We start from the raw sequence: 25,728 nt of genomic DNA, 5'->3' as shown, positions 1-25,728 counted from the left end.
GCTGATGAGGAAATGAGCAAAATAAAAGGGGAACCGATTGGTTCCCCTGATGATTTGAATCTAGTTGAGCACTAAAAGTGAATTAAAGTTTTGCTTCAATCATTGTTTCTAGTTTGCCTTGGTCTACCGCAAAGTTGCGAATGCCTTCCGCTAGTTTTTCTACTGCCATTGGATCTTGGTTGTGCTCCCAAAGGAACTCTGAATGGGTCATAGCTGCAGGACGCTCTTTCGTGCCGTTAGAGTCGATCAGTTTCTCAACAACATCACCTTGCGCATCTTCTAGATCTTGTAGCAAGTTAGGGCTAATCGTTAGACGATCACAGCCAGCGAGTTCAAGAATCTCGCCGATATTACGGAAGCTTGCGCCCATGACTACAGTTTTGTAGCCATGTTCTTTGTAGTAGTTGTAGATAGTAGAAACAGACAGTACGCCAGGATCTTCAGAAGGTTCAAAGTCACGGCCTTCTTTTGCTTTATACCAATCCATAATACGGCCAACGAAAGGCGAGATTAGGAAAACATTTGCTTCGGCACATGCACGCGCTTGAGCAAAAGAGAACAATAGCGTTAGGTTACAGTTAATGCCTTCTTTTTCTAGGATTTCCGCCGCGCGGATACCTTGCCAGGTTGAAGCCAGTTTGATCAAAATACGGTCATTGCTGATACCCGCATCGTTGTACATTTTGATCAGTTGACGCGCTTTTGCCACGCTGCCTTCTGTATCGTAAGAAAGACGAGCATCCACTTCTGTTGAAATGCGTCCTGGAACCACTTTTAGGATTTCTTTACCAATGTTAACCGCAAGCATGTCGCAAGTATCTTGTACTTGTTGTGCTTTATCAGTGCTTTGATTTTTCGCGTATTCGATAGAAGCGTCAATCAAAGGAGCATATTCTGCAATTTGCGCCGCTTTAAGGATAAGAGAAGGGTTCGTTGTTGCGTCTTCAGGGGTGTATTTGCTGATCGCTTCAATATCACCAGTATCTGCAACAACTGTGGTTAGTTTACGAAGTTGCTCTAACTTATTGCTCATAATCGAATGTCCTTTAAATGGGCTCTATTACGCCAGTGGCAGTCTTAAAAATTGAATTATTGTTCATCAGTTGCTCAGTCTATTATCGCTACAATTGATAGCATTTGCTCAACTAACTAAGAAACTTAACTCTAAGAGCATATGTCGTATGCTTGAGTATTTGATAGGAATTATACTTATCTGTTCTCGATCTAAAGTCAACGCCTCAGATAAAGATATACCAAGTTAACGACACCTTTATCTTTTATTAGGTGTAAAAACATGAGTTGCAGCGTGATTCTGTACGTTATTTGAACCAAATTGAGTTTTCTTGTTAATTTTGCTGAGTCGATCATTTGTAATGGCTATGAGTAAATGTACCATAGGAGGCTGTTGCAGATAGAGACCTGCCTGCGCTTATTATCCATTCATCTTAGGGGGTATTTATGAATCGTCCAAATTCCGAGATTTCAAAACAAGATAGCGATCTATTAACCGAGATCTCGGTGGCGTACTATCAAGACGGTGCCACCCAAGAAGAAATATCTAAAAAGTTTTCCATTTCACGAGCAAAAGTAGGGCGGATGCTCAAACAAGCTCGAGATGAGGGCATTGTAGAGATCACAGTGAAATACCACCCTGTGTTTAGTGCCAAGATAGAGCAGCGCCTTATGCAGCGCTTTGGTATAAAAAGAGCCTTGATCTCTCTTGATCAGTCCGATGAAGAAGCACAGCGTCAGTTGATTGCAGGCTTGGTGTCCAATTATCTTACGCAAACGTTAAAAAGTGGCATGGTGATCAGTGTCGGGCAGGGACGTAATGTCTCTTCGGTGGCTCATTATGTGGGAGTGGTGAGCCCGAGAGATTGTAAGTTTGTCTGCAGCATTGGCGGCATTCACCCAAGAGGCGGGATGTTTAATGCCGATCATATCTGTCGGCAATTAGCTAAGAAATATGGCGGTACATCCGAAACCTTATACGCACCTGCCTATGCAGAAAACCGCGAGCAAAAGCTCGCCTTTATGCAAAATGCCACCATCAAGCAAACCTTAGATTTAGCTCGAAAATCGGATGTTGCGTTAGTGGGCATTGGGGACATGAGTGAAAATAGCTATATGGTCGACTTAGGTTGGTTCACCGCCAATGAAGTAGCCCAAGCAAGGTTAGAGCAAGGCGTTGTGGGCGACTTTGCCGGTTATGATTTTTTTGATATCAACGGCAAAGTGGCGCACACAGTAATGAGCGATCGCGTAATCGGTTTAGGGATGGAAGAGTTCAGATTGATCTCTGAGGTCATCGCCATTGCCTCAGAAAACAGCAAACCGTTAGCTCTATTGGGTGCTTTACGCAGTGGTGCGATAGATGTCATCGCCACGAATGTCAGCAATGCACTTACGCTGTTAAATCTGGATGAGCAGATGACGCGCTCAGCGCAAGCTATCCGATAACAGGCCTAGCTGTTATGAGTTTTACTGTGGTGCGCCTTGCTATGCGGGTGCACAATCCATTCAACCGTACTGGTTAAATACCATTTATTACCCGCTTGATCACACCAAGTTTTGGATAATTTTCTGCGGTTAAATTCACTGCCGATTGCCGCCAGAGTTTGGTTGGTGTGGCGACCGTAAAATAAGGTGTCACACAGCTGAATATTGGTCATGTTTTGTGGATAGACATTTACCGAAGAGGTATTAATTGCTAGGGCTTTGGCTTGGTTGTGAGTACAGCCAGCTAATAGTGCAACCAACAAAACAATAAAGTATTTTTTTATCATCTGAGTGAACAATCGTGTTAATGAATAGATACGGCATTATAAACGCGAATCTTGGTTTTGTTTATTAAATTTTCTATGGCGTAGCCTGTAAGGAGACGGAAGAGGAAAGATTGATTTCTGTACCCTTGTTTATGCTTGAGATTATGCGAAATGTCACTGTGTGTAAGTGATTGTTTCCGATGGCTAAATAGGAGTACATAAAAGTACATATGACAAGGTAATATTCAAGGTGCATATTCAATCGTGAATAGATTTTTATTTTAAAGTCTGTGTTGGCGTATCGAATATGAGATAAAAATAATGACATATAAACATCTCAATATGCGAACTATCCCTTGAACTCAATGTTACTTTGGAACTTATGAATAAAAGACTGAATCGATCCACTCTTACGCTACTTGCCGCTTTCTCATTTTCAGCGATGGCCTCTCCAGTTGCGGTGCCAAACCCACCTTCATTGCCAGCTAAAGGCTATGTGCTGTTGGATTATCACTCTGGTGAAGTGATTGCGGAGCACGGCGCTCATATCGCTTTAAAACCAGCTAGCTTAACGAAACTCATGACCAGCTATACCGCAGGTCAAGAGCTCAATCGTGGCAATATCTCACAAACGGATAATGTGAGAATTAGCCGTGAAGCTTGGGCGAAAAACTTCCCTGATTCATCAAAAATGTTTATTGAAGTGGGCACCAATGTCCAGTTTAGCGATTTACTGCGCGGCTTGATTATTCAATCGGGTAACGATGCATCGGTAGCGATTGCCGAGCACGTTGCAGGCTCTCACAGCGCATTTGTCGATTTGATGAATAATTGGGCAAATCGTTTACAGCTGAATAATACCTACTTTTCTAATGCACATGGTTTAGACGATCCTGATCAGGTGACCACACCTTACGATATGGCGAAGTTAGGGCAAGCATTGATTCGAGATGTGCCGACACTGTTCCCGCTTTATAGCGAAACCTCGTTTACCTACAATGGAATTACTCAGCATAACCGTAATGCGCTACTTCGTGACCGTAGCATTGATGTGGATGGCATGAAAACAGGCTACACCAAAGGGGCTGGTTACAGTTTGGTGAGCACCGCCACTCAAGGTGATATGCGTTTGATTTCTGTAGTAATGGGAACATCCAGTGCAAGTTCTCGTACATCGGCGAGCAAAAGCCTACTTAATTACGGTTTCCGCTTCTTCGAAACCATTCAACCACATGAAGTCAACTCTGAAGTTACTGCAGCCAGAATATGGATGGGGCAAGAAAACCATCTTAGCGTGGGCGTAGCAGAAGATGTGTATATGTCGGTGCGCCGTGGTAGTGGTGACAAGATCAATGCAGTGGTTGATCTGCCAAGCAAGTTAAAAGCGCCTATCTTAAAAGGCGATGAAATTGGCACCGTGAGCTATTTGGATGCCAATGACAAGCTGTTAAAACGTGTGTCTTTGGTGGCGCTACAAGATGTTGAGCAAGGTAGCTTGTTCAAAAGGCTGATTGATTACATCAAATTATTCTTTGTTTGATAACAAAACTGAGTAAAAACAATAGTCTTCATACTCCCTTAATGTAAAATACAATCATTATCATTTAAGGGTGTATGAAGATGCAAAAAGTTGTTATTTGGGGGGCCGCTAGTGGGTTAGGCGCGGCTATGGTCGAGCATTTTGTTGCTTTAGGTTATGACGTTACTGGCGTTGCGCGAAATCCAAGCAAAAATCCATTTTTGGCTCAGGTTGCTACGTTGGTGTGTGACGCTACTGATCCGCAACAAGTGGCAAGTACAGTAGAGCAGATCCCAAGCGATGCATGGGTGATTTCTAGTATGGGCAGTTTTCAAGCGCAGGTAGCGGTGGACTATATTGGACATCGTCATTTGATTGATGCCTTGCAAGCAAAACAAGTCAAACGTTTCTTGATGGTGACCTCTTTAGGCTGTGGTGATACTTGGCCGTTTTTGTCAGATAAAGCCAAAGCGGTATTTGGTGGCGCAGTACGTGAAAAATCACTGGCTGAGTCTTGGTTGCAAAGCAGTGCTTTGGATTACACCATTTTACGTCCTGGCGGTTTAAAAGATGGCGCGAGCAATGGGCTAGGTGTTTTATCGCAAAGTGGCGAAGTACACGGCTCTATTGCGCGCGGTGAAGTGGCTGCTCTAGTCGCGCAATTGCTGGAATCAGAAGATAGCATTAATCAAATTTATCAATGTGTTGAATAATGTGTTGAGCAATACCGTGAGCAATGCCTTGAGTTGTGAATGACTCTGTACTCAATAAAAAAATCACCGCAGAGTTATGCGGTGATTTTTTGTAGAAGCCATAATATGAATAGAAGCTATTTGAATAAGACTATTCGACTGTCTTCTTGAAAATAAGCGAAGTATTAATACCACCAAAAGCAAAGTTATTGCTCATCATAGTTTCCACATCCAACGCTCGGCCTGTACCTGTGATGTAATCTAGGTCACCACATTGTTCATCGATGTTTTCTAGATTTAGGGTTGGGTTAAACCACCCTGTATGCATCATTTGAATACCTAGCCAAGCTTCGATAGCGCCACAAGCGCCTAGAGTATGTCCAAAATAACTTTTCAAAGAGCTGATAGGCACTTTACCAATAGCACTTTCTGTGGCGTTGCTTTCGGCAATATCACCGCGATCGGTTGCTGTGCCATGTGCAGAAACATAATCGATGCGATCTGCTGACAACTCTGCGTCTTGCAGTGCCATTTCCATACAAATTTGCATGGTATCTTTTTGCGGTTGCGTTACATGGGTGGCATCGCAGTTGCTAGCAAAACCTATGACTTCCGCGTAGATTTTTGCGCCGCGAGCTTTGGCGTGCTCGTACTCTTCAAGGACTAAAGTGCCCGCACCTTCACCAATAACCAGACCATCTCGGTCGGAGTCGTAAGGACGAGGACTGCTTTTCGGCGCATCATTTTTTAAGCTGGTGGCAAATAAGGTATCAAATACCGCAGATTCAGTCGGGCAAAGCTCTTCTGCGCCGCCGGCCACCATCACAGTTTGATAGCCGTGTTTGATGGCTTCATAGGCGTAACCAATCGCTTGGCTGCCTGAAGTACAAGCGCTACTGGTGGGAATTACGCGACCTTTTAAGCCAAAAAATAATCCCACATTGACTGCGGCAGTATGCGGCATCATTTGAACATAAGTGGTTGCTGTGATGGCTTTGGTGGTTTTGTCATTTAGCATCACGCCAAAAGCGCCGATGGCATCAGTGCTACCCGTAGACGAGCCATAGGCAATGCCCGTTTGGCCGTTGGTCAGTATCTCAGCACCCAGTAATCCTGCTGATTGAAGCGCATTTTCGGTTGCTACTGTCGCCAGTTTTGATACTCGACCCATGCCACGGACTTGTTTGCGTTTGTAGTGCTTTGGCAACTCAAAATCATCGATAGGAGCGGCAAGTTTGGTGTTTAGACCGTCATATTGCTCAAAAGAAGGCATATATTGAGTGGCGTTTTCACACGCGCGCAGTTTAGGCTCAATTGTGTCCCAGTCGTTACCAAATGCGGTAACGCCAGACATACCAGTTACAACAACTCTGCGCTTCATATTAAGCCTCCATTGACAGAAATGACTTGGCGGGTGACATATTGTGCAATGTCAGACATCAAATAGCTGACTAATCCTGCCACTTCTTCAGGTTGGCCCATGCGGCGTAGCGGAATTTGTGGGAGTGCATGCTCTTTTACATGCTCTTCAACCATACCTGTATCAATGAGACCAGGAGCGACACAGTTGGCGGTGATTTTGCGTTTACCCAGCTCAAGTGCCAGTGATTTAGTGGCCCCAATAATGCCCGCTTTAGCAGCGCTATAGTTGGTTTGGCCACGGTTACCCATAAGACCTGAAACAGACGTTAGGCACACAATGCGGCCACCTTTACGCTTTTGCACCATAGGCATGATGCAAGGGTGCAATACATTGTAAAAGCTATCTAGGTTGGTATGGATAACCCCGTCCCATTCTTCTTCTGTCATGGCAGGAAAAGCGGTGTCACGAGTAATACCGGCATTGTTGACCACACCGTAATATGCACCATGCGCTTCGATATCAGCTTCAAGTTCAGCGCGACATTGCTGGCGGTCGCTGATATCAAATTGGATCAGACGCCCATGACCACCGTTCTCTTCAATCACATTTAGAGTATCTTGGGCACCTTGACGATCTCCCATGTAGTGGACGGCAATGGTAAATCCATCGCTTGCCAATTGAATGGCAATTGCCTTACCTATACCTTTGCTTGCGCCTGTCACCAACACATGTCGGGTCATTGTTGACTCCTAGTCTTCATTTCTTTTAATTTGTCTTCTGACGGTACGTACACATTCAGTTGGCAACTTGCCAAGACTTTTTGTTCAAATTCAATGCGGGCAGTAAAGACCGCCATGCCATTATCTTCCATCAATTTTTCAGCATACACATCCAGTGTTTGCCCTTTGCCGAACGCGTCACAATGGGAAATGTAACGTCGGCTTCCCAGTAAAAAGCCAATCGCGGGTTGCTCACCTTTTTGCAGGGAGTGATACCCCGACCATGCCGCTAATGATTGAGCCATAAACTCAATACCGACGTAAGCGGGGATACTGTTTTGCTCAAGGTTGAAAAACAGATTGTTTTCGCCAATGTCTACCTGACAGTGCACGCTATCTTGTTGGATATCTATGGCACGGTCGATAAAGATCATCGGCTCATCATGAGGCACTAATTGTGCAATTGATGGGTAGTCAGTCATTTATAAAACCAAAAATTAGGCTGATGTTATTTCCACCAAACGCAAAAGAGTTACTTAAGATAGCTTTGCCGTGCAATTTTGTCGGCGTTTCCAGTAATGAAACCTCGATATCTTCAGCTTTATCTTTGCAGTGTTGTAGGGGGAGTTCTAAGTCGTATTTTAAAATATGCCAAGCAATTGCCGCTTCTGTCGCACTGGCGGCGCCAAGTGTATGCCCGGTTAAGGGCTTGGTCGAGCTAACCGCAACATGATTGGCAAACAATCGATAGATGGCTTTACTCTCCATACTATCGTTAAGTGGGGTGGCAGTGCCATGTGCATTGACGTAACCAATATTTTCAGCATTTAACCCTGCATCGTCTAGGGCTTTTTGCATCGCTTGCTCTGCGCCCAATCCGTCTGGGTGTGGCGCCGAAATATGATGCGCATCTGAGCTATCGCCAGCACCTAAGAGCGCAATGTTTGGTTGCTTATTATTGGTTTCAGGTTGTCCAGTCAACAGCATTAATGCGGCTGATTCGCCAATGTTGATGCCGTCGCGTGTGGCATCAAATGGCTTACACAAAGTGTTTGATAGCGCTTCTAGGCCATTAAAACCATTTAATGTTAAGCGACAAATTGAATCTACTCCGCCGACTAATACCGCATCAACAATGCCACTGCGCAGTAATCGCTGAGCGGTGATAAATACTCGTCCACTAGAGGAGCAAGCTGTTGAGATAGAGTAGCAAGGTCCGGTTATGCCAAAGTAGGCGGCAATGAAGTCACTGCAGTTTCCTAGTTCTTGTTTGCGATAATTAAAGTCACTAGGAAAATCACCTGCTTGTGATTTGTGCTGGTAAGCTATTTCACCATCGGCAATCCCTGAGGTACTGGTGCCTATAATAACGGCAATGCGTTGCTGGCCATATTGCGCAATTGCGTTATTCACTGAGGTTTCAATTTGCTGTATCGCCGATAGGGCAAGCTGATTATTACGAGTATCAAAATCGGCAAGATGTGCAGGGATGTCAGGTAAAGAGTCAGTTACCCGACCAATGACGGTTGAGGTGCCAGTATTGAGAATATGGTCGTCTTGCAGCATATTTGAGGCGTGCAGACCTGACAGACATTGATGTATCTGGGTATGGCTTGCGCCCATCGCAGAGTGAAAGCCACAGTCTTGGATGAAAATAGGTTGAGATTTTTGTGTCGTCATTAGGGTTATCAGTGCTAGTCAGTTTTTTTGGATTGCAGTGTAGTAATCGTTATAGTGTAATCATCAATTAGGTTATGGAAAATAATTTTCCCACTCAGTTTATCTTTATTGCTGTATTGAATATGGATGATTTCTTTACCGTCACTGTTATAAATACTGCGGTTATTGTCAGTATCCAATATTTGCCACTGTACTGCATTTAATGGCGCTTCCCAAGCCGAAGTCGGCCATAAAGTGATCATTAAATTAAACAGCACTTGTTCTGGTGCAGGCAACACACCATCTAGCCCAGTAAGTACCTCGCTTGATATCTTATCCCCTTGATACTCAAGAGATAATATTCTTGTTCCCCAAGATGAAAACCCGGCTAAAACGAGCTTATCCTGGGTCACTTGTAACTGAACAGGGAGTTGCTCTGTGCGATCGCTTTTACCATTGTGCCAAGTGGCTTCAATAAGCTGACTGGCACTGAGCGAATAGCCAAGAGAGTCTGGTGTGGGCAAATACACTTGCTGCTCTGCGGTGATGTTGACCGCAGGCGTGTGTGCGGTGGGCATAGTGGTTACGCAAGCGCTTAGCATCAGACTCAATAGTAATGTCAGCAGTGATTTGGGATAGCTACAAAACCTCATTATTTATCCTTTTGCGTAATGGCCAATGGTGATAATAACCAAGCGACAAAAATGCCACACAATACTGTAATACCAAAGCTGTGAATGGCATGGGTTTGACTCAAAGACAGCAGACCAAACGAAAGCAAAGTGGTCAATGCTGACAAGGTAATCGCAAGTAATGTACTTGGGCTACGAGATTTTTCAGCAAAAAATAAAGTGTAGTCAATGCCGATACCAATGATCAGAATCAGCGCCAGCAGGTTAAACAAGTTTAGTGACGCACCTGTTGCTAAAGCGGCGGCAAGCCCGGCCAAACACGCAATAATCGAAGGCAGTAAAATCTTCACTGTGTGCCTAAACCCATAACGCTTAATGAGCACTAGGGCGATAACGCTAAGGGCAGCAAGTAATAACTCAACCACTTTTACGCGATATTTAGCGAACAACGAAGAGATCTCTTCAGCCTTATTTAAGTAGTTAATATCGGGTTGCGAAGCAACAAAGGCTTTAACTTGTTCGGGATTATTCAGCTCATTTAACATGACCACGCTGGCCACTTTATCGTCTATTTTTCCCACATACAAAAAACGTGTTGGCTCGGAGACCACCTGCGTTAAATAGTCAGCCAGAGAAATCGGCGTAAATTGCTCTGGGATGCTGGGTGTATCGGTAAGAGACAGCGCTTTTGTTAAGGTATTAGCCTGGGTGTGATACAAGTTTTCAATTAACTGATAGCTTTGTTTTTGACGCGAGGCAGAGCTTACGTATTGAGACAGAGCTTGATAGCCCTTAATAGTACCGCTGTGTTGCCAATCATTTAAGGTCAGCTCTAGCGATTCTAGCCGTTGTAGCAACGCTTCATCGCTAGAGGCGGTCACCACTAGCATCTGTTGTGACGACTGCCTGCCACTGAGCTCAGAAATGAATTGCTCTTGCTGTTTTAGCTGCTCTGGCATCGCTTGTAGTTGGCGGATGTCATCGTTGTATTGCAGATGCATTAATGGAGCTAGCGATGCAAGCAAGCAAACAATTGGCAGTCCATATTTGACGCTTTTCTTTGACCATAAGGTCAACCATTGTTGCCATAGCCATATGCCGGGTAAAGTGCGGTTAACGCTGGGTTTAGCCGCTAACATGGGATACCAAGCTACCACAGTAATGTAGGCGGCAATCAGACCAATCGATGAGAATAGCGCCAGTTGTTGCAAGCCAGGGAATGGCGCAATTAACATGCCCAAATAGCCAATTAAGCTGGTGGCAAGCCCCATAGTAATGGCGACAAATATGTGTTTTAAACCTAATCGGCTGTTCCATTGCTGTCCGCTAGCAAGGCGCTCAGTCAGGTAGTGAAAAGCATAGTCAATGGATACTCCAATTAAACTGGCGCCAAAGACCAGACTAAACAGATGGATACGACCAAAGATCATGGTGGTCAGTGCCAAAGCAGACAATAACCCCACACTGATGGATAAAATAGCCAGCAGTAGCGGTGTGGCGCTGCGAAACACGCCAATGACTAGCACAATCACGCCAAGCAATGAAAATAAGCCTATGGTGCTTATTTCTGATTTGGCGCTTTGGGTGCCAAACTCCGCATAAAAAAGCACACCGGTGTGCACCGTTTGCGCGTCAAATTGCTCTGAAAGTGACTGTTCAATGGCCAGTATTTCCGGCACACCTTTTTGCGCTTGCAAACTGTATGGCGAGTCTTTTAATGTGGCGGTGACTAATAGATATTTCTTGCCATCATGCACCGCAGAGAGAAAACCATTGTCGATAGTAAATGCCGAGCTGTTTTGGGTTAACTGCGACAGATAGTCGCGAAACAGTAAAAATGGGTCGTTACTAAGCTCAGTGCCTGTGACACCAGAAAAAGGGTTGTAAACCGACTGCACGACTAACTGCACCTGATCTTGAGGGGCGTGTTGCAGTCGTTCTCTTTGTTGGGGCGTTAACTGCTGAAAGCGGTGCTTAAAATAATACGAAGCCCATAATTTTTGCTGATCGGCGCTAACTTTGCCGACCACGTCATTAAACAACCCAGTATGTGTGAGGGATTGTTGTAATTGGCTTGCAGCCGTAAAAACTGTGTCTTGATCTTTATCTTTATTATTTAGCGAAATGGCAAAAACCACTTTGTTGCTTAAGTTTCCTGATAGGGATTCAAAAGCTTGCTCTACCACTGGGTTTTGTTGATTGACCGGCAACAATTTTAGGATGTTAGTCTCAATAGGAGAGTGCGCTGACCATAGCCACTGTTTTGCCAGCATAGCCATAAACAGCAACACCAATATCAGCCATGCATAGGCAATGTTGCGACTTTTGCGGTGTGAATTATTTGAAGCTGAATTGAGCTTGTTCAGCATCATTTAGATTCTCTGGTTGATGAGTTTGATTGGAGAATACGATTTCGGTTTTATCGCCACGGATTTCTTGTAGCGTTAGGCTATCAATCGCTTGCGTGCCGACTAACACAATTGAGCTAAATACTGAGTTCAGTGGCGCTTGTGTTGGGGTTAAGGTAATCGTCCAAGTGCCTGCTTTGACGCTAAAGTCGATGTTAAATTGCTCTTTTAACGCTTGTGTATCGCCATGGAATACCGCTAAGAACACATGGCTAAAATAAAACGCCATTGGGTTTTCTTTGGCAGTGATCACTTGCGGGTCTTGATTGGCAAATGTTTGGCGCAGCTTATCTTTGGTTAATACCAGATTGACCGGAAATGGCGTATTTTGTTGCCATAATAAACCATTGGTTTTGCTTAGGGTAAATGTGCCTTGTGAGCGCAGAGGCTGGGCAAACATTTCAATACTACGCAACTGAGTAAAGTCGCCACGCACAATGTCGTGCTGAGCCAATTGCGTTTGCAAAGAAGCCAGATCGGTCACTTGAGCGTATGACAATGGTGACATCACCATTAAGGCCATTGTTAGCCACTTAACTGACCATTTAGTTAGCCACTTAGCTAGATTATGGTTTTTCATGCTGCGGTTTCTCGCTCTGTCAACGTCACTGATACAAGGTTTCATGACGGGCTATTGCTGCCATGACTGTGCCAGTATTCCACCTTATCGGTAAATACTTTGGGCGATACAAAACACATTTCTTGGCTGTCTATGGAGACAGCAACCTGCATCGTATGCGCTTTACACATGCGTTGCTTGGTTGCTGCATCATAGATTACGTAGTCAACGCGCAATCGATTTTCCCACTCCGTCAATTTGGCGGTTACTTTTATCTCATGACAAAAGGGAATCGCTTTAACGTAGCGTACTCGAGTATCAATAATTGGCCACATGTACCCAGATTTTTGCATGGCTAAATAACCATAGCCAATCTTATCCATTAAGATTCGACGGGCTTCTTCAAAAAAACGGAAGTAGTTACCGTGGTAGATGACTCCCATAGGGTCGGCATCTTGAAATGAGGTGACTAAAGTCACCTCAGATTCGAGTGAAAATCGACTGTCGTTTGCCATTATTTCTCCGAGTATAGAGGCCAGTGGCGCTGTTGAATACGAGCCATAAAGTGGCGTAAGTCATGCTCAAGAGGGCGATCCTCTTCGACAAATTCAAACTCACTTAATACGGCATCACGAATTGATTTTAGGTTTGAGCTTAGGTGCCCATCATCTAATTCATTGTGACGACGGCGAATTTCTAGCGCTTGTACACTGGCAAGCAATGAAGCCGAAGCCACTTGTTCGGTAAGCTCAAGTACGCGTACGCAATCACGCGCCGAAATAGTCCCCATGCTCACTTTATCTTGGTTGTGACACTCAGTAGAGCGAGAGAATACGCTCGCTGGCATGGTGTGTTTCAATGCTTCAGCCGTCCAAGCCGAAATACCAATTTGTACTGCTTTAAAGCCGTGGTTAATAGGTTTTCTTTCGCCTTCAGAGCCGGTTAGGTTAAATGGCAGGCCGTTGTTAAATTTGTAATCCATTAGCTGAGCCATTTGGCGGTCAAGTAGATCCGCTAGGTTAGCAATACCGGTTTTTAGCGTGTCCATTGCCATAGCAATGTGACCACCGTAGAAGTGACCACCGTGCAGTACGCGCTCGTTATCACCATCGATGATAGGGTTGTCGTTGGCACTGTTTAGTTCGTTTTCAATTAAAGAACGAATCCAAGGTAGAGAATCTTGAACCGCGCCGATAACGTGCGGTGCACAACGTAGCGAGTAACGGTCTTGTAGACGATCACTGTTGCGTGGTGGACGTTCTGCTTTTAGATCGTCACGAATCCATGCTGCAATTTGTTGCTGACCTGGATGAGGTTTTACCGCAAATAATGCTTCATCAAAGTGGAACTGGTTACCGTTCATGCCCACAGAAACTAAGGCTGTGATCTTAGAACACAGCTGAGCTAGGTATTCTGCGCGTTTGTAGGCTAGACAAGCGATAGCGGTCATTACCGCAGTACCGTTCATCAGTGCCAGCCCTTCTTTTGGCTTAAGACGAATAGGGTCTATGCCAAGCTCTGCAAATACTTCTTCGGTAGGGCGAGTTTCGCCTTTATAGATCACATCACGTTCACCAATCAGCGCCGCAGCAAGATAAGAAAGAGGCGTTAAGTCGCCACTTGCGCCCACAGAACCCTCTTCAGGGATGCGCGGAGTAATGTCTTTGTTGATCAGAGTGATGATTTGGTTTAGTAGTTCATGCGAAACACCCGATACACCTTGCGCTAGAGAGCAAAGGCGAGTTGCCAGAACCGCTCTTGCTTGTTCATGCGTTAAAATGTCACCCAGACCACAGCCGTGGAAACGAGTAAGGTGCAGTGGCAGTTCATCAATCAAGTTAGGTGGAATTGCCACAGTACATGAGTCACCATAGCCGGTAGTCACACCGTAAACCACGCCATCTTCTTTTAAAAGACGTTCTAAAAACGCCACACCACGGTCAATTTTGCTAGTGAACTCTGGCGCATTATTTAGCTTGGCATCTGCACCTTGTGCAATGGCAACAACGTCTTCGATAGAAAGCGCCTGAGCGCCGAAGGTAATGGTGTTAGTGTTTTTTTCTGTCATCTTTCTGATCACTTAATGTCCAAAAATTAAAAAAGTTATACCACTGCAAAGGAGCTTGCAATGTATAGTGCTGCAAACGGTCGGCATAGCTTTGCACGACATTTTGCAGAGCTTGTTGACGTTCTTTTCGAGGAAGAATGATCTTGTCACTAAACGGTTCAAAATAAACGTCAAACAGCGGCTTATCACTAGAGTCATCTCGTAATCCAAATAGCAGATATACCGGTGCTTTTAGCACCGATGCCAGCAAAAATGGACCTTGCGGAAATGGCGCAGGTTTACCTAAAAAGTCCGCCCATACTGAGCGACTTTCTTTACTGGTGGAGGTGCGATCGCCGACGATCACTACCCATTCACCAGCTTCAATTTTTTGTTGTAATAAAATCGCGGTATCAGGCCCAATGCTACTCACTTGAATCAAGTTTAGGTCTGAATTTGCGTTGACCGCTTTCATTACGGTATTAAATCGCTCTGCATGTTCGGTAAACACCAAAGCATTAATTTTTACATGTGAGTACTTACGCGCTAATGCTCGGCACAGTTCAATATTGCCCAAATGTGAGCCAATCAAGATAACGCCACGTTGGCTTTGGGCAATTTTAGGGAAGTGTTCTTTGCCGTGTATGGTCAGGTTGGCACTATTAAAATCGCCTTTCCACGCCGCCAGTTTGTCGAGCATAGTGTGCCCAAAAGAGAGTAGGTGATGATAACTGTCGATGGGTTTAGGCAGTGCAATGCCTTGTGCTGTGGCATAGCTTTGCAGCTGTTGTAAAAATTGTTCTGAGGCCAATTTGGCGTCTTTGCCTGTTAAGTGGTAATAGCGGATCACCACTTTTAGGATCAGGTTAAACACTTTTCGTCCCAGTAGGGTGTAAATCGCCAACATCAGTTTAATGCCAAGCACAGTGCCTTGCTCTTGACGTTTTGACCAATGGGTTTTATCTGTGTTGGTAGGCTTTTGCCAGTGACGCGCTAACAGCTTAGGGATTCTTGGTAACATGCCAAAAAACAGACGGGTATGCATCCAGCTGATTTTGACGTTATCCCACAAAGCGTCAAAGTGGGAAATGCCACCTTCTGGGTAAATTACGCGGGTTTCAACAAAGTCGATATCAACGCCTTCCCAGTACATGCGTACTAAGATTTCGATATCAAAATCCATGCGTTGACCAATGCGGTATTTATCCAGCACAGCCACAGTTTTTGCGACTGGATAGGCTCTAAAGCCGCACATGCTGTCTTTAATAGACAATGACAGTGTCTCTATCCATACCCAAATATGGGTGGCATAGCGACCGTACAAACGAGATTTTGGCACGCTCGCATCGTAAATAGGTTGCCCCGAAATAAGATGAGTAGGGTGCGCTTTTGAGCTAACAATCAGCTTAGGCAGAGCGTCAACGTCATGCTGACCATCGGCATCAATTTGGATAACGTGACTGTAACCAAGTTGATGAGCTTTGCGAATACCGGCCATCACCGCGCCGCCTTTACCTGAGTTTTCAGCTAAAGTTTCTAAAATTACCTCACGGCTGTTGGCTAATTCTTGCAAGGCTTGCTTAGTGGCACTATCGCTACCGTCATCAACTACGATACAAGGTAGAGCAAACGCTTCTAGCGAAGCCACTACAGCATCAATAGTACTGCCATGGTTATAGCAAGGAATTAAAAAGCACGGCTGGTAAGTCTGCACATTATTTCCCTAGTTTCATTTTTCCAGAGGAATGAATCACCAACAATTCGCCCTGTTGCGAGCTAAACTTGAAGGAGAGTTTTTGCTTATCGCTATCCCAGTTCAAATCCAAAGTGACTTGTGCATCAGGCAAAATAGGCTCTTGAAACTTAATCACTTCCATCCCTTTAAATACAGCGGGTGTATTTAGGTATTCAACCGCATAAAACAGCGCCCAATCAATTTGACTGACTCCAGGCAATAAAGGGAAATGAGAAAAATGGCCGCAAAAATCCAAGATGTCAGCGTCGACTTTAAGCTGCAGTGTGGCTTGCGTATCAGCGCAATTCACATCAATGATGGTTGGTTTTCTTTTGTGCATCTGCTTTATCTTACTCATTTCGTTATCTGCGTCTTTTTTGCGTAATTGTTAGTTGTGTGCTTTTGCCCAGTTTGACATTACTTCATGCTTGAAACAGCTTCTTAATTTCGTTTACTTGTCGTTTGCCTTGGCTATTTAGCGGAATGTCGTCGACTATGCGGTACTTACGCGGAATCGCCACCGGCTCTAACCAATCTCGCAATGCTTTACGTAGAGCAATCCAAAACGGCCCTTTACCAATACGCTGCACTTCTTTATGCCCAGCTTCGGTGAGCACGATGACTGCGCAAATTGTTAGACGCTGGTCATCTTGCATTGGAATCGTGGCGCTTTCTTCAATCCAGTCTAGTTGATCTAAGCGCTTTTCGAGTTCGACTAAAGAGATGCGTTTTTCTTCTATTTTGATGACGCGATCGGTTCGCCCTTTGAGATCAAAACTGCGCTGATCATGGAACTGACATTCGTCTGCGGTTTGATACCAATCGTCACCGGCAATATGTGGCGCACGTAAGCGTAAGCAGTTTTCACTATTGAGCTCAGCTTCTACAGTTGGAAATAACTGCCAAGCTGTACTTGGAGTGTGTTGCTGACGAAATGCAATGCCACCGGTTTCGGTACTACCAAACACTTCCATAGGCAGAGAGCCCAATAGCGTTTGGCTCAGTTTGGCGGCTGCTTGCGGTAAAGGCCCGCCAGAGGACACTATGCGGCGATATGGCGCACTCTTTTTGTCATCCGTTAGACGTTTAAGCAGGGCTGGGCTACTGATCAGCACCGAGTCTTTATCCGCGTGTTGGATAACTTGTTCTGGAAACTCTAAATTGTGCGCTGCAAAAGGTCGGCCAGCGCAGAGCGGCCATAACAGGCGGAAGAGCAATCCATAAATATGTAGATGAGAGACAGTGCTTTCGATGCGTGTGTTGGCTATATCTGCGCCCCAAAGGGACTCCAAAATAACCACTTCATTATCCAGTTGCGTCAGTTTTTTTACGATGGCTTTTGCTGTGCCACTGGAGCCAGATGTAAACAAAGTTACCTTGATTGAATCGAGATCCAGAGGCGCAAATGCGATTGGCTTAGTGGCTGTACTTTCTGAAGCTCGAGTCACTTCAAGCGCGTTCAAATCATTACTGACGGTGATATCGCTATCATGCAATAACAAGTCAAAGTGTTGACTCAATTCTTTAAGCGCTTGGGTTTGATAGTTGCCCGGTAATACCAATGATTTTTGGCTGTAACAAGCCGCAAAAAAGCCCACAGCAAACAGGTAGCTATTGCCAAAGCACAAAGCGACGTTTTGTTCACGGTGTTGCGCTAATCGCTCAGCATAGAGCGCCACATCATGTTGAAACTCGCGCCACGTGATATGGGTGTGTCTATCGAAAGCCACTATATTATTACTAGCACGATTATTAGTAGCACGCTCTGTACAAAACAGGTGTGTAAGAGAAGAAAAGCTAGCTTGCTCTAGGTTCATTTTATCTTACGATCCTTTAGGAGAAACTGGCGAACAATCCACTCAATGGCGAATAATGATCCGGCAAGAATATAACTAATTAGCCCGTTGTAGAGCGTCCAAAGTTGCAGTGAATGAAAGCAGGTATAAAGCGCGAATAGTCCATTAGCAATAAAGAACAAACACCAAATTACGGTGACTTTTCGCGTGTAGTCAACCCCGCTTTGAGGTAAGTCGGGGTCTTGCAGTCTGGCTAAGCGTTCAATAATGGTTTGTGGCTGTTTCAAGCTAGAAGCAAACACCACTAACATGCATAGATTGACCACTACGGGATAAAACGTTAGCCAACCATGCTGCTTAAAAATGAGCCCGAGTCCCACTAGAGTGATACCGGTGACCGCACTTATTTGCGCCACGTATTTCAACTCTTTGAGCTTGGTTTTTTGAACACTGAGTAAACGCACTGCCAAAGCGAGGATCAAAAGAATCCCCACGATGGAAAATCCAAACCTATCGATGCCAAAGTACACGGCAAATGGATAGGCAAGTAACACAACAGCGGACAGAATTGTCAGCAATTGGCGCATTAGGCTTCCTTAAGAAGCTCAGCGACAGCGTTTACTACATCATCAACCGTACGTACTGCGCTAAATTCAGCCGGTTTGATTTTCTTGCCTGTTACATTTTGTAGGTGAACAACAAGATCAACCGCGTCGATGCTATCCAAATCGAGATCTGTGTATAAATGAGCGTCAGATACGATATCTGCTTCATCCAGTTCAAATAGCTCGACTAGGGCTTCTTTAACTTGATTAAATACTTGATCTTTACTTACGTCTGTCATGAGTGTCTATACCTAGGGATTATTCGCTGATCTGTGAAGAGATGTAAGTGGCGAGATTGCTAACAGAAGCAAAGTGCTCGCGAGTATTGGTGTCATCTGCATCAATGATAATGTTGTATTTCTTTTTAATCGCAAGACCCAGTTCTAGGGCATCGATTGAATCTAAACCTAATCCATCACCAAAAAGCGGCGCTTCAGTTTCAATATCATCAATGGTTAAGTCTTCAAGGTTAAGAGCATCAATGATGAGTTGTTTAATTTCGTTGTGTAATTTATCCACAGGGACCTACTTTATGGCTAATGATTCTTAGGAAATATTATCTCAGTTAAATGCCGTTGCAAACGGCGAGCCGCAATGGTCGGCGACTCTGTTTGTTCAATAAAAGGTTGAACTTTAACTTTGTCTTTTACTTCAATACGAAAAAAAGGCTTATTTAACGGTACGTTATACCATTTCCCTTGTTTGGTAAGGAAGCTAGAAGAAACGGAAATATGCACTACACGCAAATCTCTTTGGGTGCGAATGGCAATTTGCGCCGCTCCTCTTTGTAATTTTGATGGGACACCCGGTGTTGTTCTAGTCCCTTCAGGGAAGATAAGCAACACGTTGCCTTTATCAAATCGTTGTGTGCATCGTACCAGAAGATCGTCGGCGGTTTCATTTGGAATATAACCTGCCGCTTTTACTATGTGTTTCATAAAAGGGTTAGCCCAAATAGAAGACTTAACCAAGCAATCACAACGTTTGAGTTGTGAGGCAATCAGCACATAATCGATAAGGCTAGGGTGGTTTGCAATAATCAGACAGTCTGAGTCCTGTTCTAATATATCAGCACCAATAATTTGGTAATCAATGACGCCAGTAAACTTCATGAGTTTACAAAAGCCATTGAAAGAGCGCTGAATAACGCCCTGAACCTTATACTCTCTGCGAGTTTGATTTTTTACAAATAGATGAATAACAGGAATCACTAAAAAGCTAAGCACTAAGCCGCCCAATCCAAAGACCACAAAGCAGAATCCGGTAGCAAAAACACGCCAATAGCGGTCAAGTGTCTTCATGGCTTTTGATACCACTTCCATATTTGCTTCGATGATGTAATCGTCCAGTTATTGTTACTGCCAAGAAAATGCTGAAGAAAGGTTAATGCTTGAGGCATTGGTTGCTCTTCGCTGTCATTGCTCATTTGCTTGGTGATTGTGAATCTATCGCCATATGATACCACTAGCCCAAGCCCATAACCGTTGTAAACTTGGTTTTCATATTTGGAGTATGCATCGGGTAAAGGCTCATCAAAATCGACCACCAGTACCTTATGGCTTGGGTGGCAAGTTAAATATAACCAAGCTTCAATAAGGGCACTTTGAAAGGTATTGCTTGAGGCTGCAATTGAGGTCAGCGGAATGGGTTTTTTAGTGGCTATGGTGGCAAGCCCTGCAGCCGTGTTGTGCACAGACTGTGAAAACGCCATTGGTGAGGCCTCTTCGCCAGAGACAATATCGCTAATCAGTTTAGCGCTGCGATGCAGCTCGCCATGACGACTGGCAAACACCAGATACTGCACATCATGTTCATTGAGTAATTCAATGCAGGTTTGCACGGCAAGCTTGCTTAAACTACTCATTCTGCGGCGCATCATTGGTGGTATTGAGGAAGATATGATCGAATTATCTTCTGGCCAAATGCCAGAATCTGCCCATTCTTGCCACTGGCTTTGTGTTGATATACCTGGTGCGTAGGCATTCCATGCATCAATATTGAATTGTAGTGTTAAGTTATTCTTAGGCATATCTTTGTGCAGACTCTTGTATGTAATGTCTTGAAATATAAAATTTAATATCAAGATGATTATTGCTGAAACGACGTAAAAAAGCGTACGAATAAAAGAAATAAAAATCCGGAAAGTTTATTTCTGTTTATTTTTGCAATAAGTATTTTCACTTAATGCTATACATTAACCCAATAAACTTGAAAGCAAAAGATGCTAATATTGCTCATAATTGTAATCGTTGAATATAAGCTCAACGTCGATATCTAGAGAAAACTCTCTGCAACAGAACCTGCTCAGCGGGCACTCTAATTACATATAAAGGTTTATTTGTGTTAAATAAAGAACAAGACCCATATACCGCGCTAGAAGCGAAAACTGAAGCGCAAAAGTTATCCTTTGCTCCTATCGTATTTCATACTGCGAGAACATTGCGTGATTTAGGCATTTTGGCCGTGTTAGATAACGCAGGTGAGCAAGGGCTCAATGCTGAACAAATTAGTCAGCAGTCTGATGTCTCTGAATATGGTGTTAAAGTTCTTCTTGATATGGCAGTTAGTGCCAATATCGTTACCTATAATAAGCCTAATTATATTATCGCTAACCTTGGTTTCTTCCTGTTACACGATGGCATGACCAAAGCGAATATGGATTTTACTGCTGACGTTTGTTACGCCGCGATGATGCATTTAACGGAAGCGATTGTAGAAGGCAAACCGGCTGGACTTAAAGAGTTGGGCGATTGGGAAACTATCTACGAAGGCCTATCTCGTTTACCAGAGCAAGCCAAACAAAGTTGGTTTAACTTTGATCACTTCTACTCGGATCGTTCATTCCCTAAATTACTCGAAACGGTATTTGGCAATAAACCACAGAAAATTGCTGATATCGGTGGTAACACAGGTAAGTGGGCGTTGCAGTGCTGTAACTACGATCAAGACGTGAACGTCACTATTGTCGATTTGCCTCAACAACTTGAGATGGCAAAAATCAATGCCGAAAAGAACGGCTTTGCCGATCGCATTAATTTTTACCCTGCCAACATGCTCAATAAAGAGCAGACTCTGCCAGACAACATCGACACATGGTGGATGAGCCAGTTCTTAGATTGTTTCTCACCTATGGAAATTCTCAGTATTTTGAAGCGCGTGAAGAAGCAGCTTCGACCTGGTGATTCAATCTACATTCTGGAACTGTTCTGGGATGCACAAAAATACGAAGCTGCCGCATACAGCCTAAATGCCACTTCACTGTACTTTACCTGTTTAGCCAACGGTAATAGCCGTTTCTACCGCAGTGATGACTTCCTAGAAATTATCGAAGAAGCCGGTCTTGCAGTGGATGAGCGCATCGATAACATTGGCTTAGGTCATACACTGTTAAAATTGCAGGCGAAATAACTCGTTAATTTGTCCACAGTAACAGACAAAAGCCCCGCTGATTGCGATAAATCAGCGGGGCTTTATTATGAGTGGGGCATTCTTATCAAAGACAAAAGTTAAGATTATCCAGCCACCACTTTTAGGGTGTGGCGTTTTGCATCCACAATTTTATTGGCCAATTCAGCAAAGCCAAATCCGCCATTTTCAGTCAACAGATGACTTGGTGTGCTGGTCAACTGGTCTAACACCTTGTGAATATTGTTGACGCCAAACGTCGTTGGAAGCCATTGAAACATAGCTTCATCGTTTTGTGAGTCGCCCACATAACTGATGCGCTGTAGCGGTAAATCTTCAAAAGTGCTGTATGCTCTCAGATATGCTTCACCAGTGATGCGTTTGCTATGCTCTCCTAACCATACATTGAGATGGATAGAGCTTAATGTGGCGTGCACTGCTTGTCCTTCAATGCTTAGCGCACGACATTTCATCATTAGCTGTTGCGCAATCTCATCACTGACAGGCTCTCGGTCTTGACTAAGATTGATCGCTATATCGCAGTAGCGAAACGGCTGATCAGAGGCAAAGCCAATATCATCATACTGTGCTAAAAGCTGTTCTAGTTCGTGCTTTAGTTTAGCTTGTTGCTGCTGCATTTCCTGCATGGGCAGTGCAGAGTGAACACTAAAGTCAGTGGCATTTTTTTGCATCCAAAATGCGCCATTTTCGCCGATCACGCCATTTACAGGCCATAATTTTGCAATTTGGTCACACCAACCAGCGCAAGCGCCAGTTACCGCAACAACCTTAACCCCAACTTGCTGTAAGTCGTACAGGGCCTTTAGGGTGACATCAGGAAGTTTACCTTCCCATGTCAGAGTATCGTCTACGTCGGTTAACAACCATTCAATATCGCGGAGGCGATTAAGGTCAATGGTGTTGATTGGGTCAAGCATTTACAGCCTCTTTTTGTTGCGAAGCGACACATTCAAAATCAAAACGTGCTTCGCTTTGGGTATCAAATAGGTGGATGGATTCATTATCAAAGTCTAGGCCAATGATGTCATCAGGCTGAATCGCCTCATGACCATCAACGCGAACAACCAGATTTTGTGGATGCGCATCAAGAGTGTGGCAGTACAATAATAAATCAGCGCCAAGCGCTTCAATTAATTCCACTTTTACGCTAAATCTTGGGTTGTGTTTTTCTAGCAACAAATGCTCAGGACGCAGACCAACTTTAATCACTCCGTAAGGAAGGCCTTGGCTGTTGATGGGTAAAATAGTCTCGCCAATATGAATGCCGAGCTCACTAATATTCGCGTTTAAGATATTCATCGCCGGAGAGCCCATAAAGGTGGCCACAAACAGTGATGCAGGTTTTTGATAGATCTCAAGCGGTGAACCTACTTGCTCTACATTACCTTGGTTTAGCACCACTAGCTTATCGGCCAGTGTCATGGCTTCAACCTGATCGTGGGTAACGTACACAGAGGTAGTATTTAGGTTACGTTGCAGTCGTTTGATCTCTAGGCGCATCTGTACGCGCAACTTAGCGTCAAGGTTTGATAGCGGCTCATCAAATAAAAATACTTTTGGCTTACGCACAATGGCGCGCCCCATTGCCACGCGCTGACGTTGACCACCAGAGAGTTGCTTAGGCTTACGGTCTAATAGATGAGACAGCTCAAGCATTTCAGCGGCTTGATTGACCAGTTTTTCAATCTCAGCTTTTGGCGTTTTGCGGTTACGTAGGCCATACGCCATGTTATTAAATACCGACATATGCGGATATAGGGCATAGTTCTGGAACACCATCGCAATATCACGTTCGCTTGGTTCGTGATCGTTGACGATTTTGTCATCAATTTTTAGCTCGCCACTGGAGATCTCTTCTAGACCTGCAATCATACGCAGCAGCGTTGATTTACCACAGCCACTTGGGCCAACTAAGACCACCATTTCGCCGTCTTGGATGTTTAAATTAAGTTTTTGAATCGCTTGGTATCCATTTGGGTAGCACTTAGCGATATTTGAAAGAGTTAAGGTAGACATAAATTATTTCTCCGAATCCACAAGGCCTTTGACGAATGCTTTTTGCATCCCGATAACCACGATGACAGGGGGTAGCATGGCAATAATGGTGGTCGCCATGATCTTGTTCCATTCAATCACGCCATCGACAACGCCAAGCATCTGCTTGATGCCCATTACAATGGTGTAATAGCTAGTGTCTGTGGTGATGAGCAAAGGCCAAAGGTATTGATTCCACCCATAAATAAAGGTGATCACAAAAAGAGCCGCAATGTTGGTGCGCGATAGCGGCAATAAAATATCAAAAAAGAACTTCATTGGGCCTGCGCCATCAATGCGCGCCGCTTCGACCAGTTCTTTAGGGACAGTTAAGAAAAACTGCCTAAATAAGAAAGTCGCGGTCGCACTGGCAATCAAAGGAATAGTCAAACCATAGAATGAGTTCAACATATTGAGGTTAGTGATTACCTCAAAGGTAGGCATGATGCGCACTTCGACTGGCAGCATTAAGGTGAAAAAGATCATCCAAAATGCCAGCATACGGCCGCGAAATTCAAAAAATACCACCGCATAAGCAGACAAAATTGAAATGGTCAGCTTACCGATAGTGATGCATATCGCCATGATAAATGAGTTGAGTAGCATCTGCGGAATAGGCAGGGCGCTGTTGTTGTGTACGCCGGTACCCGACAGTAAATCTACAAACACGCTCAAACCAAGATCGCCAAACCACAGTGGTGTGCCGGTCGCAAATGCCGTATTGGGGTGAGTGGTTGCCACTAAAGCAATCCACACCGGTAACGCGATGGCCAAAATACCGAGAATCAGTACCAAATGACAAACGAGTTTAAATAAAGGGCGTCGTTCTACCATTAGTAAGCCACCTTCTTTTCTACGTATTTAAATTGAATGACAGTCAGTAGCGCCACTAAGATCATCAACACCACGGACTGGGCGGCCGATGAACCAAGATCAAGACCGATAAAGCCGTCGTTATACACTTTGTACACTAGCGTTGAGGTACTGTTGCTTGGACCGCCTTGGGTCATGGCATGGATAACCGCAAAAGTATCAAAGAAGGCGTACACAAAGTTCACTACCAATAGGAAGAAGCTAGTGGGCGAAATCAGTGGGAAACTGATGGTGAGAAAACGCTTAATTGGGCCACTACCATCAATAGCGGCAGCTTCATGCAATGACTTAGGAACTGATTGTAAGGCCGCTAAGAAAAACAAAAAGTTGTAGCTGATTTGCTTCCAAGTAGAGGTAATCACCACCATCCACATGGCGTGAGTGCCGTTCAGGGTTGGATTCCAATTCACATTAAATAAATTCAGTATTTCGCTGACTACGCCAATAGTGGGATCAAACAGAAATAGCCACAAAGAACCTGCGACTACAGGGGCAACCGCATACGGCCAAATCAAAAAAGTGCGATAAAACGTCGCGCCGCGCATGATTTGTTCGGCAAAAGCGGCCAGCACTAATGCACTGACAAGGGCGAGTACCGCAACGCTGATGCTGAACTGCATAGTGGTAAGAAAAGAGTTTAAATAGAGCTTATCGCTAAATAAATTCAAGAAGTTTTCCAATCCCACGAACTCACGACTGATGCCAAAAGCATCTTCTAACAGGGTAGATTGGAAAACTGCCTGACCAGCTGGCCAGATAAAAAACACCAGAGTGATGATTAATTGCGGCGCAATAAGCGCAACGGGTAACCATTTGTGTTTAAAAACAACTTGTGAAGACATATAAAAATCCAGTGAACGCCACCTGATCTTTAATTAAGATCAGGTGGCGAGATA

General features: G+C 44.4%; 27 protein-coding genes. 4 read left to right on the top strand and 23 right to left on the bottom strand.

Annotated elements, in window-relative coordinates; genetic code table 11:
- Nucleotides 1-82 precede the first annotated feature (82 nt).
- The gene (gene tal, locus VHA01S_RS03030) at nucleotides 83-1,033 is read right to left on the bottom strand and encodes a transaldolase (RefSeq protein WP_023402876.1); all 951 of its coding nucleotides are present in this window, start codon (nucleotides 1,031-1,033) and stop codon (nucleotides 83-85) included.
- A 425-nt stretch (nucleotides 1,034-1,458) separates the two neighbouring features.
- Here tal and VHA01S_RS03025 point away from each other — a divergent pair, with 425 nt between their 5' ends.
- The gene (locus VHA01S_RS03025; protein WP_023402875.1) at nucleotides 1,459-2,460 is read left to right on the top strand and encodes a sugar-binding transcriptional regulator; all 1,002 of its coding nucleotides are present in this window, start codon (nucleotides 1,459-1,461) and stop codon (nucleotides 2,458-2,460) included.
- 5 nt (nucleotides 2,461-2,465) lie between these two features.
- On the opposite strand, the gene VHA01S_RS03020 is transcribed toward VHA01S_RS03025, so the two are convergent.
- Complete coding sequence (locus tag VHA01S_RS03020) at nucleotides 2,466-2,786, bottom strand: hypothetical protein (RefSeq protein ID WP_023402874.1); 321 nt, start codon at nucleotides 2,784-2,786, stop codon at nucleotides 2,466-2,468.
- Nucleotides 2,787-3,147: 361 nt separating this feature from the next.
- On the opposite strand from VHA01S_RS03020, the gene VHA01S_RS03015 reads away from it, so the two are divergent.
- Both VHA01S_RS03015 and VHA01S_RS03010 read left to right on the top strand, forming a co-directional pair.
- Entirely contained in the window at nucleotides 3,148-4,305 is a 1,158-nt protein-coding gene (locus VHA01S_RS03015) for a D-alanyl-D-alanine carboxypeptidase family protein (protein ID WP_023402873.1), read from the top strand.
- A gap of 80 nt (nucleotides 4,306-4,385) precedes the next feature.
- Nucleotides 4,386-4,997 carry an SDR family oxidoreductase gene (locus tag VHA01S_RS03010; protein ID WP_023402872.1) on the top strand — a complete coding sequence of 204 codons (612 nt, stop codon included), beginning with the start codon at nucleotides 4,386-4,388 and terminating at the stop codon, nucleotides 4,995-4,997.
- A gap of 130 nt (nucleotides 4,998-5,127) precedes the next feature.
- Here the strand turns inward: VHA01S_RS03010 and VHA01S_RS03005 are convergent, their stop codons facing one another.
- The 17 genes from VHA01S_RS03005 to VHA01S_RS02925 form a co-directional block, all read right to left on the bottom strand.
- The gene (locus VHA01S_RS03005) at nucleotides 5,128-6,357 is read right to left on the bottom strand and encodes a beta-ketoacyl-ACP synthase (protein WP_023402871.1); all 1,230 of its coding nucleotides are present in this window, start codon (nucleotides 6,355-6,357) and stop codon (nucleotides 5,128-5,130) included.
- The gene (locus tag VHA01S_RS03000) at nucleotides 6,354-7,079 is read right to left on the bottom strand and encodes a 3-ketoacyl-ACP reductase FabG2 (protein ID WP_023402870.1); all 726 of its coding nucleotides are present in this window, start codon (nucleotides 7,077-7,079) and stop codon (nucleotides 6,354-6,356) included. The genes VHA01S_RS03005 and VHA01S_RS03000 overlap by 4 nt, the downstream gene beginning before the upstream one ends.
- Nucleotides 7,076-7,540, bottom strand: coding sequence for a hotdog family protein (locus VHA01S_RS02995; RefSeq protein WP_023402869.1), 465 nt, complete (start codon nucleotides 7,538-7,540; stop codon nucleotides 7,076-7,078). Before VHA01S_RS02995 ends, VHA01S_RS03000 begins: the two co-directional genes overlap by 4 nt.
- Nucleotides 7,533-8,738 carry a beta-ketoacyl-[acyl-carrier-protein] synthase family protein gene (locus VHA01S_RS02990; protein WP_023402868.1) on the bottom strand — a complete coding sequence of 402 codons (1,206 nt, stop codon included), beginning with the start codon at nucleotides 8,736-8,738 and terminating at the stop codon, nucleotides 7,533-7,535. The genes VHA01S_RS02995 and VHA01S_RS02990 overlap by 8 nt, the downstream gene beginning before the upstream one ends.
- 14 nt (nucleotides 8,739-8,752) lie before the next feature.
- Nucleotides 8,753-9,370 carry a DUF3261 domain-containing protein gene (locus tag VHA01S_RS02985; protein ID WP_023402867.1) on the bottom strand — a complete coding sequence of 206 codons (618 nt, stop codon included), beginning with the start codon at nucleotides 9,368-9,370 and terminating at the stop codon, nucleotides 8,753-8,755.
- Complete coding sequence (locus VHA01S_RS02980) at nucleotides 9,370-11,718, bottom strand: MMPL family transporter (protein ID WP_039970071.1); 2,349 nt, start codon at nucleotides 11,716-11,718, stop codon at nucleotides 9,370-9,372. The genes VHA01S_RS02985 and VHA01S_RS02980 overlap by 1 nt, the downstream gene beginning before the upstream one ends.
- Nucleotides 11,687-12,337 (bottom strand): outer membrane lipoprotein carrier protein LolA, encoded by a 651-nt coding sequence (locus tag VHA01S_RS02975; RefSeq protein ID WP_084309040.1) that lies wholly within the window; start codon nucleotides 12,335-12,337, stop codon nucleotides 11,687-11,689. Before VHA01S_RS02975 ends, VHA01S_RS02980 begins: the two co-directional genes overlap by 32 nt.
- A 41-nt stretch (nucleotides 12,338-12,378) precedes the next feature.
- Complete coding sequence (locus VHA01S_RS02970) at nucleotides 12,379-12,831, bottom strand: acyl-CoA thioesterase (RefSeq protein ID WP_023402864.1); 453 nt, start codon at nucleotides 12,829-12,831, stop codon at nucleotides 12,379-12,381.
- Nucleotides 12,831-14,384, bottom strand: a complete 1,554-nt coding sequence (locus VHA01S_RS02965) for an HAL/PAL/TAL family ammonia-lyase (RefSeq protein WP_023402863.1) — start codon at nucleotides 14,382-14,384, stop codon at nucleotides 12,831-12,833. The genes VHA01S_RS02970 and VHA01S_RS02965 overlap by 1 nt, the downstream gene beginning before the upstream one ends.
- On the bottom strand, nucleotides 14,365-16,077 hold the full coding sequence (locus VHA01S_RS02960; protein WP_023402862.1) for a glycosyltransferase family 2 protein: 1,713 nt from the start codon (nucleotides 16,075-16,077) through the stop codon (nucleotides 14,365-14,367). The genes VHA01S_RS02965 and VHA01S_RS02960 overlap by 20 nt, the downstream gene beginning before the upstream one ends.
- Nucleotide 16,078: 1 nt before the next feature.
- Nucleotides 16,079-16,438, bottom strand: a complete 360-nt coding sequence (locus VHA01S_RS02955; protein ID WP_023402861.1) for an ApeI family dehydratase — start codon at nucleotides 16,436-16,438, stop codon at nucleotides 16,079-16,081.
- Between the two features lie 82 nt (nucleotides 16,439-16,520).
- The gene (locus tag VHA01S_RS02950) at nucleotides 16,521-17,915 is read right to left on the bottom strand and encodes an AMP-binding protein (protein WP_023402860.1); all 1,395 of its coding nucleotides are present in this window, start codon (nucleotides 17,913-17,915) and stop codon (nucleotides 16,521-16,523) included.
- Nucleotides 17,912-18,481, bottom strand: a complete 570-nt coding sequence (locus tag VHA01S_RS02945) for a COG4648 family protein (protein WP_023402859.1) — start codon at nucleotides 18,479-18,481, stop codon at nucleotides 17,912-17,914. Before VHA01S_RS02945 ends, VHA01S_RS02950 begins: the two co-directional genes overlap by 4 nt.
- Entirely contained in the window at nucleotides 18,481-18,738 is a 258-nt protein-coding gene (locus VHA01S_RS02940; protein ID WP_023402858.1) for an acyl carrier protein, read from the bottom strand. Before VHA01S_RS02940 ends, VHA01S_RS02945 begins: the two co-directional genes overlap by 1 nt.
- A gap of 19 nt (nucleotides 18,739-18,757) precedes the next feature.
- Nucleotides 18,758-19,018 (bottom strand): phosphopantetheine-binding protein, encoded by a 261-nt coding sequence (locus tag VHA01S_RS02935; protein WP_023402857.1) that lies wholly within the window; start codon nucleotides 19,016-19,018, stop codon nucleotides 18,758-18,760.
- A gap of 17 nt (nucleotides 19,019-19,035) precedes the next feature.
- Nucleotides 19,036-19,800, bottom strand: a complete 765-nt coding sequence (locus tag VHA01S_RS02930) for a lysophospholipid acyltransferase family protein (protein ID WP_039970036.1) — start codon at nucleotides 19,798-19,800, stop codon at nucleotides 19,036-19,038.
- The gene (locus tag VHA01S_RS02925; protein WP_023402855.1) at nucleotides 19,797-20,528 is read right to left on the bottom strand and encodes a beta-ketoacyl synthase chain length factor; all 732 of its coding nucleotides are present in this window, start codon (nucleotides 20,526-20,528) and stop codon (nucleotides 19,797-19,799) included. Before VHA01S_RS02925 ends, VHA01S_RS02930 begins: the two co-directional genes overlap by 4 nt.
- A gap of 311 nt (nucleotides 20,529-20,839) precedes the next feature.
- On the opposite strand from VHA01S_RS02925, the gene VHA01S_RS02920 reads away from it, so the two are divergent.
- Complete coding sequence (locus VHA01S_RS02920) at nucleotides 20,840-21,907, top strand: class I SAM-dependent methyltransferase (RefSeq protein WP_023402854.1); 1,068 nt, start codon at nucleotides 20,840-20,842, stop codon at nucleotides 21,905-21,907.
- A 104-nt stretch (nucleotides 21,908-22,011) separates the two neighbouring features.
- Here VHA01S_RS02920 and VHA01S_RS02915 read toward each other — a convergent pair whose 3' ends face one another.
- Genes VHA01S_RS02915 through ugpA form a run of 4 tightly spaced genes read right to left on the bottom strand, consistent with a single transcriptional unit; the run spans nucleotide 22,012 to nucleotide 25,674 of the window.
- On the bottom strand, nucleotides 22,012-22,842 hold the full coding sequence (locus tag VHA01S_RS02915; protein WP_023402853.1) for an HAD-IIB family hydrolase: 831 nt from the start codon (nucleotides 22,840-22,842) through the stop codon (nucleotides 22,012-22,014).
- Entirely contained in the window at nucleotides 22,835-23,941 is a 1,107-nt protein-coding gene (gene ugpC / locus VHA01S_RS02910; RefSeq protein ID WP_023402852.1) for a sn-glycerol-3-phosphate ABC transporter ATP-binding protein UgpC, read from the bottom strand. The genes VHA01S_RS02915 and ugpC overlap by 8 nt, the downstream gene beginning before the upstream one ends.
- Nucleotides 23,942-23,944: 3 nt before the next feature.
- Entirely contained in the window at nucleotides 23,945-24,793 is an 849-nt protein-coding gene (ugpE, locus tag VHA01S_RS02905) for a sn-glycerol-3-phosphate ABC transporter permease UgpE (protein WP_023402851.1), read from the bottom strand.
- The gene (ugpA, locus tag VHA01S_RS02900) at nucleotides 24,793-25,674 is read right to left on the bottom strand and encodes a sn-glycerol-3-phosphate ABC transporter permease UgpA (RefSeq protein WP_023402850.1); all 882 of its coding nucleotides are present in this window, start codon (nucleotides 25,672-25,674) and stop codon (nucleotides 24,793-24,795) included. Before ugpA ends, ugpE begins: the two co-directional genes overlap by 1 nt.
- Nucleotides 25,675-25,728 lie beyond the last annotated feature (54 nt).

This window comes from Vibrio halioticoli NBRC 102217 (assembly GCF_000496695.1).
Taxonomy (GTDB): domain Bacteria; phylum Pseudomonadota; class Gammaproteobacteria; order Enterobacterales; family Vibrionaceae; genus Vibrio; species Vibrio halioticoli.
The sequence above is the reverse complement of the archived record's forward strand: the minus strand, read 5'-3'. Positions and strand labels throughout refer to the sequence as shown.